Here is a 12,057-nt window from a genome sequence, read left to right as displayed (position 1 = left end):
CGTGACATCAATTTAGTTCACACCAGACGTTTTAAGCACATCAAGGTAAAACTCTAAATCATTCTTAAATCCATCAATAATCTGACTATACTGATCGTCATATAAAAAGCGTAAAGACGCCATACGTGCGATATGACCTTTATCTGTTGCTAAGTAATTAAAACAGTCTGAATTACAGTTAAAATCAGTAACAAATTCTACATACCAATCTTGGGTTTCCTCAACAGATTTCAAATTCGCGGACATCGCTTCAAAAATAACGGCTTCTATATCACTAATATCTGCTAAATAAACCTTGTAAGTGTTACTAAGATTAAGCATTCCTGCTGCTGCTTTGCTTGTATTAAGCTCTGCATTATCTATTAAATTCATGGTAGATTTACGTAGTGATAAAACTTCAATTTTAAACGGTAACATAGCAGTTAAACGTTCTATAGTAGCTTGAGGTGTGTTTTTAGAACGTCCTAGTATGGCTAAATAGTTTTGATTAAGCGTTTCTAACTTGTCTTGAAAACGAGTGACCTTAGTGATATCATTTTCTAAATTCTTAATAACTTGAACACGTAACGCATCATTAGCCTTATTAAGACTAGCGGTATTGCTATAACTATTAATACTTACAGCAATTAAAATACCAACCACAACCAGTATAATTTCACCTAAAGCATAGATGAGATAGTTTTTTAAACGTTTGCCCTCTACAAACTTAAAGCGTTCTTTATTAAAGAGTTTCATAATTGTATAGTCTTTAAATGGATGCCTAAAGTAACATTTTTTGAGATGTATTATAAAAATAACAGCTCAATTTTAATGGAATCTCTAAACGAATCTAAAAAGAATATATATAATTGAAATAAAGTGGTGATTTGACACCAAATTCATAAAATATTATAAGGTTAAACGTTAGTAAATCGTTAAATTTGTGAGGACAGACTTACACGGAGTATAAAACCTATAGTTCCATACAACATATGAACAAAAAAGCAACCAACAAAGCCATCTACATAGCCACCACAGAACCCAATTGTGGTAAGTCTATAATTTCCTTAGGATTAATGCAATTGTTATTGGGTAAGGCAGCAAAAGTAGGCTATTTCAGGCCTATTATAGACGATCTTAAAGTAGGCGAAATTGATAATCATATTAATACAATTACCAGTTATTTTAATCTGGATTTAAAATATGAAGATGCCTTTGCTTTTACACGAAGTGAAGTTATTAAATTGAAGAATAAAAATAAAGAGGACGAAATTATAAGTACTATTATTGAGAAATATAAAGCCGTCGAAGAACGTTATGATTTTGTTCTTGTAGAAGGCAGTAGTTTTTCTGGAGAAGGCGCTATAATAGAATTTGACATTAATGTTTTAATTGCTAAAAACCTTGGAGCACCTGCCATTATAATAGCCAACGGAAAGGGTAAAACTATTAATGATTTGGTGAGTAATTTGCACATGGCTTTTGATTCGTTTAGAGACAAAGGAGTTAAAGTCTTAGCAATAGTCGCTAATAAAGTTACAGAAGAAAATCAACTTACAATTATTTCTGAATTAGAAAGTAATTTACCTTCTGGTATTATAGTTAGCGCGATTCCTTTAAATCCAACCTTAACCAATCCTTCCATAAAAGAAATCGTTGAGACTTTAGACGCTGAAGTTCTATTTGGAAAAGCACACATTAACAATCAGGCAGGTAATTTTAGTGTTGGTGCTATGCAATTGCATAATTACATCAGCCATTTAAAAGACAATGGTTTAGTTATAACACCTGGAGATCGCGCAGATATTATTCTAGGAGCGTTACAAGCTAATATTTCGGATAACTACCCTTCTATTTCTGGTATTGTACTTACAGGTGGTTTAAAACCTGAGGATTCTATTATTAAACTGATAAAAGGACTTTCGGATATTGTACCTATTATTTCTGCTAAAGGTGGCACATTTGCTGTAGCCAATCGCATAGGAACTATAAAGTCGCAGATTTATGCAGAGAACACTGAAAAGATTAATACGTCTGTAAAAGAATTTGATAAGCATGTTAATGCCGATGAACTTTTAGAACGTTTAAATACATTTGAAACAAGTGGAATTACTCCTCGAATGTTTCAGTATAACTTACTGAAGCGTGCCAAATTAAATAAGAAACATATTGTATTACCTGAAGGTTTAGACGAACGTATTCTGCGAGCTACTAAATATTTAATTGATGTAGATGCTGTAAATATTACCTTATTAGGAGATAGAAAACAGATCGAAGATAAGATAGCTATTTTAGATATTGCTTTAGATTTAAATCGTATTAATATCATTAACCCTATTGAATCGCCAAATTTTAAAGACTATGTCAATACACTTTATGAACTTAGAAAACATAAAAATGTAAATCTCGCCATGGCCGAAGATTTAATGGAAGATGTTTCTTATTATGGCACAATGATGGTACATAAAGGCGATGCCGATGGTATGGTTTCTGGTGCTGTGCATACCACACAGCATACCATTAGACCAGCACTTCAATTTATAAAAACAAAACCTGAAACCTCAATTGTATCTTCTGTATTCTTTATGTGCTTAGAAGATCGTGTTTCTGTTTATGGAGATTGCGCTATTAATCCTAATCCTACTGCAGAACAACTTTCAGAAATTGCTATTTCATCTGCGGCAACAAGTTTAGCTTTTGGAATTGAACCTAAAGTTGCCATGCTATCTTACTCTTCTGGAACATCTGGTGTTGGCGAAGATGTTGTACGTGTGCGTGAAGCTACAGAACTTGTAAAAGCAAAACGACCAGATTTAAAAGTGGAAGGTCCTATTCAATACGATGCGGCTGTAGATATCAATGTTGGTAAAACAAAGCTTCCTAATTCTGAGGTGGCAGGACAAGCCAATGTCTTTATATTTCCTGATTTAAACACCGGAAATAACACCTATAAAGCTGTACAACGTGAAACTAAAGCCCTAGCTATTGGTCCAATTATTCAAGGTTTAAACAAGCCTGTTAACGATTTAAGTCGTGGTTGTACGACAGACGATATTTTTAACACTGTTATTGTAACGGTTATACAAGCACAAGGCATTTAAAAACATAATACGCGTATGAATATTTTAGTTATCAATTCTGGAAGCTCTTCCATAAAGTTTCAATTAATAGAAATGCCTTCCGAATCTTTAATTTGTAGTGGTTTGGTAGAACGTATTGGCCAAAAAGATGCTATTCTTAATTATAAGACTGATAGTGTAGACATAAAGCAAATAGAGAGTATTACCAATCATACAGAAGGTTTACAGAAAGTGGTAGACCTATTATTAGATCCAAACAAAGGAGTTATTAGTAATACAGACGCTATAGATATTGTTGGCCATCGTGTAGTTCATGGTGGGAATTCATTTTCAAACATCACTTTAATAACAGACTTTGTAAAACAAGAGATTGAAAAATTTAGTCCATTGGCACCTTTACATAATCCAAATAATCTTGCAGGAATAGTTGTTGCAGAACAGCTTTTTCCTAAAGCTAAACAAGCCGCTATTTTTGATACTGCATTCTTTCAAACGTTACCGGAAAAGGCTAAGAAATATGCAATTCCTAATCAACTTTATAATGAAAAAGGCATTCAGGTTTATGGGTTTCATGGTACAAGTCATAAATATGTTACAGAGAAAGTCCTTGATTATTTAAAACTAGAAACCTCTAAGATTATTACTATTCATTTAGGTAACGGTTGTAGTATGACAGCTGTTGTAGATGGTAAAAGTATAGATCATAGTTTAGGCTTTACTCCTTCTAATGGCCTAATAATGGGTACCAGAAGTGGAGATATTGATCATGCTATTGTAATGTATTTAGTAAATAGCTTGGGTTATTCTGTTGATGAAGTAAATGTTTTGCTTACTAAAGAAAGTGGCATGTTAGGCTTAACAGGTTTTAGTGATTTAAGAGATATTGAAAACGAAGCCGCAAAAGGTAATGAAGATTGCAAACTAGCATTAGCTATGAATGCTTACAGGATTAAGAAATATATTGGAGCTTATGCTGCTGCCATGAATGGATTAGATGCCATTGTTTTTACAGCTGGTATTGGAGAGAATTCTAATACTATAAGGCAACTCGTTTGTGAGGATATGGATTACTTTGGTATTGAACTGGATATTTCAAAAAATGAATTACGTTCTAAAGAATTGCGAGAAATAAATTTACCTAAATCTAAAGTAAAAGTTTTAGTGATTCCTACAAACGAAGAATTAGAAATTGCAAAACAATCGTTTACGCTTTTCAGTTAATGTTGTTTTTAAGTTTTAAACTGATTTAGATTTTTTCTAGAAAACTATTAGATATAAAAAACGTCTTAAAGACTAATTTAGGACGTTTAAAATGTGTTGTTTATATTTAATTAAGATCTTGCAATTTCTAAATCTTCTTTTAAGATTATATTACGTTCTGCAACATACATACCTTCTAAAGATTTTAATTTCAGAATTCGAGTAGCATCTCCCTTTTTAGCCATACGTTTTCTACATGCTTTAGTAAGTAACGGATCTTCATCAAAAAGAAACGTATCAACTTCATAAATCTGTTGTGTAGGAGCTTTTATTAATGGGAATATTTGTTGTAGTTGTTTGTAACGTCTATCTCCACCTGGCACAAATGTGTATAATGTATATCTTCCATCAGCATCTGTTTTAACCCAACTTCTATGAAAAACATAACGGTCGTCACCTGTTTTTCTTAAATCGAAATCACCATCCTCATCAGGCTGCTCAATAAATAATATAACATCCTTTGCTGGAGTTATACCATCACTTTGATATATAATACCTGTTAATTTTAATTTATTGGTTTTAGATCTATAATCCGGGATTGTATCTGTATTACTTAATTGATCTTCTGCACGATCGTATAACGGACTATTAAGGTCTAAAATTGAATTAGATTCTTGTGCTGCAATAGGATTTATAACACTGAAGAAACAAATAAAACAAATTAATCTGATTAAATTTTTCATTTAGTTAAGCATTTGGGTTTAACCAAATTTCATGCTTTAAAATGGTAATCTCCTAAAAATCACATCAATGCTCTTTTTTTTACGATAAACTGAAAAAAGAAACCATATTTTCCGATGAAATACTCATCACAAATATATAAGAGCTATAAAACAGAATGTAAAACGTCCTTAAACAAGTTCATTTATAGTAAACTATTATGAGGTATTATGCGTTAGTATTTCAACCAAAATAAGATATAATTTTCGCGCTTGTTTTTGTAAAATAAAGACAATTTTTAATCACAAAAGATATCTTAATTTTATAAATTTTAAATTGAGTTTGTATGCAAATAGTGTCAACTAAAGTAGAAAGTAAAATGAAAATCGCCTAAAGTATTTCGTCGATAAAATATGCGTTTTATCAAGTAAACTAGTAGTTTAACCTCGAAATTGGTATTTCGTAAGTAAAAATGTTTTACGAAAAATCCCCAAATATGTTGTTTTATTTAATTAATTGTATAGTTTTGTCTAACTAAGATTAATAAAAAAGCGTGAATATGAAAACCAAATCTACTTTATTTAGTGCTCTATTTTTTCTGTTGATAAGCTTTAGTTTTGCTCAAAAAAACAAAGAGTCACAAAGCATTATTAGCGGTAAAGTAAATATCTCAAAATACCATAGTCGTTCTGACTTAAAAGATATGAAAAAAGGAGACTTACTTGTTCTATATATAGAACGAATTGAAGTTATTGTAAATATCCTTCCAAATATAGCATTTGCAACTAAACCAGGAATTACTATGGAGACTCTTGGAATACCAGATACAAAAGATAATAAAAAAGCGTTAGAAGAAAATATTGAAGCTTCTACCACTTATTTTGATAGTACTATAGAATTCCAAAAAAAGATATTGCCTTATTCTGATACTACAGATTTAATTGCAGCGATTCTTTTTTATGAATCAACTTTAAAAGCATTACATACGTACGAAGATTTCAAAAAAGATTAGTTAGTTTTTTTTAATTATTATGTGTTTTTTTTAAACCTTGACCATTTTTGGTCAAGGTTTTTTTATTTGTAAATATTTATTGATAAAAACCGTTTATCATTACAATTAGTCGTCATAAAGTAAATTATCGTAGTATTTAACTTACAAAGGGTGTTAAATAATGTATTTTATCGATATTATTTGTGTTTCATAGATAAAATTTATATGTTTGATGTAATTAGTCCCAACACCCATAATTTATCAATAATAAATTTACCTATTATGAAAAAAATTACATCTACTACGCTTCTGCTTTTACTAGTGTTTAGTAATTTATTTGCTCAACAAGAAAAAGGAATTACAGGTTACAATAATTGGTTAGACCCTTGGACGGACTTTCAACCAAACAAACCTAATTATGGTGAAGCTACACAAATACTAACAGGTAACATTTCTGAAAATATAACTTTAACAAAACGAAACACTTACCTTCTACTTGGTGATGTTTTTGTTACAGATAGCACAACGTTAACTATAGAGCCAGGAACTGTAATCTTAGGTGATTATAAAACTAAAGGATCTTTAACTATTAGTAACGGATCTAAAATTCTTGCTGAAGGTGAACCTACAGACCCTATTATTTTTACATCTAGTAGAACTGACAAAAACGCAGGTGATTGGGGCGGAATTTTTATATTAGGTAACGCACCTATCAATACATTTGGAAATATAGCTTCTCTTAATTTTGGATTAAACCCAACATCTACCGAAAATATTAGTTATGGTGGTGATAATGTAGAAAGTAACTCTGGTTCTTTAAAATATGTTAGAGTTGAATATGCAGGTAAAACAACAAAGAATTTTGGTGAGTTTAGCGGAATTACATTAGCAGGCGTCGGCTTTAAGACTTCTATAGATAATGTAATGGTTAGTTACTGTAAAGGAAATTCATTTACTATACTAGGCGGAGAAGTAAACCTAACACAGACAATATCGTATAGAGCAAATAAAAATGATTACGATTTTAGAACAGGAACACAATGTAATATTTCTAACGCTTTAGCAATAAGATCTCCTTATATATCAAGTGCAGATGGATCTCGAAGTATTGCTGTAAGTTCATACAATCTAAAAGAAGATGCAGACACTTCTAAAAAGGAAACATTTGTAAATGCTGAAAATCTTACATTACTTAATGTAAGTAAAGATTTAAAATCAGATATTAAAGTTGGTTTAGTACAAGAAGCGATATTTATTGGTCCTGATGCCTCTTTTAATATTTATAAAAGTGTGATTTCTGGATTTATGCCAGCTGTAATTTTTGACAGCCGTATATTAATCGATGGTGAAAGTTTAGGTAAAATAAAATTTACGAGCTCTTATTTTAATAACTGTAAAGGAAACATTTTCAAAGAAGATAGCAGAAACAATGACGATTTAGAAAGTTGGTATGGAAGTAGAGCTTTTGATAATGTATATTCAAAAGGTCCAGATTCTGAAACTTTTATTGATTCTAACAATAGTAGATATCCAGATTTTAGATTACGAATTAATAAAATTATAGCTTCAAACAGTTATGATGATGACGATGATGACGAGGACGAATAACAATTATTACAGCAAAAGATAACGCATAATAATAGTTATTATGATTCTGACAAACCCACAACAGCTTATTGATTAAAACATTACAATCCCTATAAAATGCTTAAACCAACCATCCTGAAAAATATTTTCTATGGAATTTGCTTACTTGTCATCTGTATGTCAACACGTGCCAATGCGCAAGTAGTTATTGGGACTCCTAATTTGGGATTTAGTCAAGCCTGTGCAAGTCCATCTTTTAATACGTATTACACTACTTTTATTTTTTCACCTGAGACGGCATTAAATGCCTCAAATCAATTTACAATTGAAATGTCTGACGCCGATGGAGAATTTACAAATCCTACAGTTATACATACTACAGCTCCTGGATCTGTAACGGTTTCACCTGCAACGGTTGGCTTTTCATTACCAGAAACAACGGCTGGAGAAAATTACCGTATTCGTATTAAGAGTAGCGCTCCTGTAGCAACAAGTTCTAGATCAACACCATTTGCAGCTTACTATAAAATTCAAGACTCACCATTTACAATAAATAACTTAGTAGCTACTGGTGCTTATTGTGCAGGTGGTAGTTATTTACTGTCTATAGATAATCCTGGTACTGGATCTAATGACTCTCCTCTACTCTATCCAAATCTAACATTTAAGTGGTATAAAGTAACTAGCCCAACAACTAACATTTTTGTAGCAGATGGCGCAACATTAGCTGTAAATACGGAAGGTACTTATTTTGTAAGAACAAATTATGGCAGTTGTACGTCAGATTCTTTTTCTAATCGTGTTACAATTAGCGAAGCTATTTCAGGAGAAGCCAACGCAACAATAGCTTCAAGTCTTGGAAATCCATTTTGCCCAGAACAAGGTATGAACACGCTATCTACTATAGCAGGTAACAGTTACCAATGGTTTAAAAATGGTAATATTATTTCAGGCGCTACTAGTCAGATGTATCAAACTAATGAGTCTGGTACATTTTCAGTTCAAGTAGATTTAGGAGACTGTTCTGCTTCTGGCTCTATTGAGTTGGTTAGCGAATTATTTGACAGTTCTATAGATGTTGCTGAGTTTAATGAGATGTTAGCTGACGAATCTTTAACTGTAAATGTAACAACAACAGCTCAAAGCCCTGAATTTACATGGTATTTAAACGATACTATTATTTCTGGTGCTATAGGAGCAACATTTGAAGCTACTGAATTTGGAGATTATAGCGTTGTGGTTTCAGAAACAACAGGCTGTATGGTTTCAGTTGAGTATTTTTTTAGTATTGCTGAAGCTTTAGATCTTTTTCCTGAAGTTGAAGATATTCCAAATCTTATCAGTCCTAACGGAGACAACATAAATGATACATGGATAATACCAACGGAGTACATAAGTGGCACAGATACTGAAATTATAATAATGACCAATCGCGGAAAAATAGTATTTAAGACCAATGAATACTTAAATAATTGGCCAGAAGACGATTTAGACCTAACCAGCATTAACCAAGTTTATTATTACATCATCACAACAGCTGATAATAAAACTAAAAAAGGAACTATTACCGTAGTGAAATAATATGAAAGCAGTTTTTTTACTTCTTATATTATCTATATTTTCTGTACAGAACTTCTATGCTCAAGAAGACGACGGTGTAGTTTCGCTTGCCATACCAACACGAAATTCACTCACATTTAACCGTTACACCATAAACCCAACTTTTAGTTTTGTTAGAGAACAAACAAAATATATCAGTATATACAATAAACGAGAATGGGTACAATTTGAAAATGCACCACTCACCTATTTAGCAAGTTATTCTGGTCGTTTTGGAGAAAACATAGGAGCCGGTTTAGGTCTTTTTCAACAAAACTATGGAGTATTAACCACCTTTGGTGGAATTTTGAACTTCGCTTACAATGCAAAGTTAACCAGATATAACAATCTTACATTTGGTCTTAATATTGGTGCTTATAAAAGTGGAGTTAATACAGCAAACGTAATTACTAATTTTGACGATCCGTCGTTACAAAATTTACCTGAGAACTTTCTACTAACTATTAATCCTGGTATTAATTACGGTACAGAGTTTTTAGATTTTGGATTGGCCTTAAATAATTTCGCATTATATAACTTTAATTCTTCAGAACTTATTCAAGACAACCCTGAACAAAGTATCCAAGCTCACATCATGTATACAGGTTATATGAATGGCAGAGGCTTTTTTGAAGAAAGTAAATTTTCAAGTTTAATCCGATCAGACTTTCAGAAAGATGAAACTATCATTTCTGCTGTAGCTATGGTAACTGTTCCTAAAGGCATTTGGGCGCAAGCCGGATACAATACGCTTTATGGTGCTTCTGGTGGATTAGGAATTAATATTACAACACAAATTGCTATTGAATATAATTTTGAAAAGGCTTTAGGTGATTTAAGCACTTATGGTCCTTCTCATGAAATCACTTTGGCTTACCGATTTAAAAACAATAATTATTACGATTATAGCAGAGAAGACGAAGTTGTTGGTCTTCTTTCTGGTGGAAATAAAAAACGTCGCTACACTAAAACTAAAAAATCAAAAGTTGCTAACAAGAAAACTAATACTAATGCTAAAGAAAAAGCAGATGCTTTAGCACAAGCTAAATTAGATAGAGAAGAAAAAATCAAAGCCAAAGCTAAGAGAGAAGCAGATGAGAAAGCAGCACTACTAGCAAAACAGAATGCTAGAAAAGAAGCTATACTATTAGCGAAACAAAATGCTGAGGAAGAAACAGATGCAAAAGCGGCATTATTAGCGGAACAAAAAGCTGAAGAAGAAGCTGATGCTAAAGCTAAACTAATAGAAAACCAAAAAGCTGAAGAATTAGCTGAAGAATTAGCAAAAGAACAAGCTAAAATTGACAAGTTAGAAGCTGATAAGAAAGCTGCTGAAAGAGCAGAAACAAGAGCTAGACTTCAAGCAGAACAAAAAGCTAAAGAACAAGCTGAAGCAAAAGCAACATTATTAGCAGAACAAAAAGCTAAAGAAGAAGCTGAAGCAAATGCAGCATTATTAGCAGAACAAAAAGCTAAAGAACAAGCTGAAGCAAAAGCAGCACTATTAGCAGAACAGAAAGCTAAAGAAGAAACTGATGCAAAAGCAACATTATTAGCAGAACAAAAAGCTAAAGAAGAAGCTGAAGCAAATGCAGCACTATTAGCAGAGCAAAAAGCTAAAGAACAAGCTGAAGCAAATGCAGCACTATTAGCAGAGCAAAAAGCTAAGGAAGAGGCTGAAGCAAAAGCAGTACTATTAGCAGAGCAGAAAGCTAAAGAAGAAGCTGAAGCAAAGGCAGCACTATTAGCAGAGCAGAAAGCTAAAGAAGAAGCTGAAGCAAATGCAGCACTATTGGTAGAACAAAAAGCTAAAGAGGAGGCTGAAGCAAATGCAGCACTATTGGCAGAACAAAAAGCTAAAGAGGAAGCTGAAGCAAATGCAGCACTATTAGCAGAACAGAAAGCTAAAGAAGAAGCTGAAGCGAATGCAGCATTATTAGCAGAACAGAAAGCGAAAGAAGAAGCTGAAGCGAATGCAGCATTATTAGCAGAACAAATAGCTAAAGAAGAAGTTGTTTCTATCCCAACAGATGAGTTAGCTAAATCAATGCAAAGTATTTCAGAATTGACTGAAAGTTCTAAAGAAGATCAAAACGAATTATTAAAAGAGTTCAACGCTATTATCGCTATTAAAGATCAAGATTTAAAAGACTTAAAAGAAGAAAATGATCTAAGTGAACAAGGTATCGCTGTGCAACCAAAACCTTTTAAAAGTGTTACTGCAGAAAACAATAAGCTTAATGCAATTAAAGCAGATTTAGATAATGTAATAAACACACGTAACAATAAGATTGACGAATTAAATGACCTTTATGAAGAGCGTATCGAAAATGGTGTTTTCGCTATGGATGAAGTTTCATTATTCTACAAAAAAGAAATCAAAAGGTTACAATCAGAACAAGTAAAAGCTAACGACGTAAAAGCACAATTGAACCAGAGATTAGAAACTATTAAAATCGCTACAGAAGTTGAAAAAAGAAGACGTATTAAACGTGCAGATTTTAGTAATGAAGATGATAGGTTTAGTCAAGATAGAGCGATGTTAGAAAACATAAAGTCCACTACTCCATTAAGCGAAACACCTTTTAAAGCTGAAGATTTTGATTTTGGTGAAGCGCTTGGTAACAACATTAAAATATTAAAAAATATTCAACATATTGAAAGTGGATACTACCTTATAATTGCTGTACATAGTAATGTAAAAAGACGAAATGAGTTTATAACCAAAGTTGTAGCATCAGGACGAACTAATGTAGATTTCTTCCATGATGTTAACACCAGTAAAGATTATATATACTATGAGAAATTTGATAATATTAGTAGTGCTAATAAGGCATTAGAGACCAAAGGGAATAGACCATATAATGGAAAAATGTCAATTGTGAAGATTGAAAATTAATA

General features: G+C 32.2%; 8 protein-coding genes. 6 read left to right on the top strand and 2 right to left on the bottom strand.

Going from position 1 to position 12,057, the window contains the following annotated elements; genetic code table 11:
* Positions 1 to 12: 12 nt before the first annotated feature.
* Positions 13 to 735, bottom strand: coding sequence for a hypothetical protein (locus HM981_RS09965; protein WP_179338635.1), 723 nt, complete (start codon positions 733 to 735; stop codon positions 13 to 15).
* Positions 736 to 971: 236 nt separating this feature from the next.
* Between HM981_RS09965 and pta the strand changes: the two genes are divergently transcribed.
* Together pta and HM981_RS09955 are read left to right on the top strand one after the other, a co-directional pair.
* The gene (gene pta / locus HM981_RS09960; protein ID WP_179338634.1) at positions 972 to 3,080 is read left to right on the top strand and encodes a phosphate acetyltransferase; all 2,109 of its coding nucleotides are present in this window, start codon (positions 972 to 974) and stop codon (positions 3,078 to 3,080) included.
* A gap of 15 nt (positions 3,081 to 3,095) precedes the next feature.
* Complete coding sequence (locus HM981_RS09955) at positions 3,096 to 4,280, top strand: acetate/propionate family kinase (protein ID WP_179338633.1); 1,185 nt, start codon at positions 3,096 to 3,098, stop codon at positions 4,278 to 4,280.
* A gap of 110 nt (positions 4,281 to 4,390) precedes the next feature.
* On the opposite strand, the gene HM981_RS09950 is transcribed toward HM981_RS09955, so the two are convergent.
* Positions 4,391 to 5,002 (bottom strand): peptidase associated/transthyretin-like domain-containing protein, encoded by a 612-nt coding sequence (locus tag HM981_RS09950; RefSeq protein WP_179338632.1) that lies wholly within the window; start codon positions 5,000 to 5,002, stop codon positions 4,391 to 4,393.
* Positions 5,003 to 5,538: 536 nt separating this feature from the next.
* Between HM981_RS09950 and HM981_RS09945 the strand changes: the two genes are divergently transcribed.
* From HM981_RS09945 to HM981_RS09930, 4 genes are all read left to right on the top strand, one after another.
* Positions 5,539 to 5,991, top strand: a complete 453-nt coding sequence (locus tag HM981_RS09945) for a hypothetical protein (RefSeq protein ID WP_179338631.1) — start codon at positions 5,539 to 5,541, stop codon at positions 5,989 to 5,991.
* Between the two features lie 261 nt (positions 5,992 to 6,252).
* Complete coding sequence (locus tag HM981_RS09940; protein ID WP_179338630.1) at positions 6,253 to 7,578, top strand: hypothetical protein; 1,326 nt, start codon at positions 6,253 to 6,255, stop codon at positions 7,576 to 7,578.
* Positions 7,579 to 7,734: 156 nt separating this feature from the next.
* The gene (locus HM981_RS09935) at positions 7,735 to 9,138 is read left to right on the top strand and encodes a T9SS type B sorting domain-containing protein (protein WP_246286206.1); all 1,404 of its coding nucleotides are present in this window, start codon (positions 7,735 to 7,737) and stop codon (positions 9,136 to 9,138) included.
* Position 9,139: 1 nt separating this feature from the next.
* Positions 9,140 to 12,055, top strand: a complete 2,916-nt coding sequence (locus HM981_RS09930) for a PorP/SprF family type IX secretion system membrane protein (protein WP_179338628.1) — start codon at positions 9,140 to 9,142, stop codon at positions 12,053 to 12,055.
* Positions 12,056 to 12,057 lie beyond the last annotated feature (2 nt).

This window comes from Winogradskyella ludwigii (assembly GCF_013403985.1).
Classification (GTDB): domain Bacteria; phylum Bacteroidota; class Bacteroidia; order Flavobacteriales; family Flavobacteriaceae; genus Winogradskyella; species Winogradskyella ludwigii.
Note: the sequence above shows the minus strand (reverse complement) of the source record. Positions and strands in the feature narration are given on the sequence as shown.

Bases quoted from the DNA above. Each gene is read 5' to 3' on its own strand.
- HM981_RS09950 (WP_179338632.1), bottom strand. From the start codon at position 5,002: ATGAAAAATTTAATCAGATTAATTTGTTTTATTTGTTTCTTCAGTGTT.
- HM981_RS09940 (WP_179338630.1), top strand. From the start codon at position 6,253: ATGAAAAAAATTACATCTACTACGCTTCTGCTTTTACTAGTGTTTAGT.
- HM981_RS09965 (WP_179338635.1), bottom strand. From the start codon at position 735: ATGAAACTCTTTAATAAAGAACGCTTTAAGTTTGTAGAGGGCAAACGT.
- HM981_RS09930 (WP_179338628.1), top strand. From the start codon at position 9,140: ATGAAAGCAGTTTTTTTACTTCTTATATTATCTATATTTTCTGTACAG.
- HM981_RS09955 (WP_179338633.1), top strand. From the start codon at position 3,096: ATGAATATTTTAGTTATCAATTCTGGAAGCTCTTCCATAAAGTTTCAA.
- pta (WP_179338634.1), top strand. From the start codon at position 972: ATGAACAAAAAAGCAACCAACAAAGCCATCTACATAGCCACCACAGAA.
- HM981_RS09945 (WP_179338631.1), top strand. From the start codon at position 5,539: ATGAAAACCAAATCTACTTTATTTAGTGCTCTATTTTTTCTGTTGATA.
- HM981_RS09935 (WP_246286206.1), top strand. From the start codon at position 7,735: ATGTCAACACGTGCCAATGCGCAAGTAGTTATTGGGACTCCTAATTTG.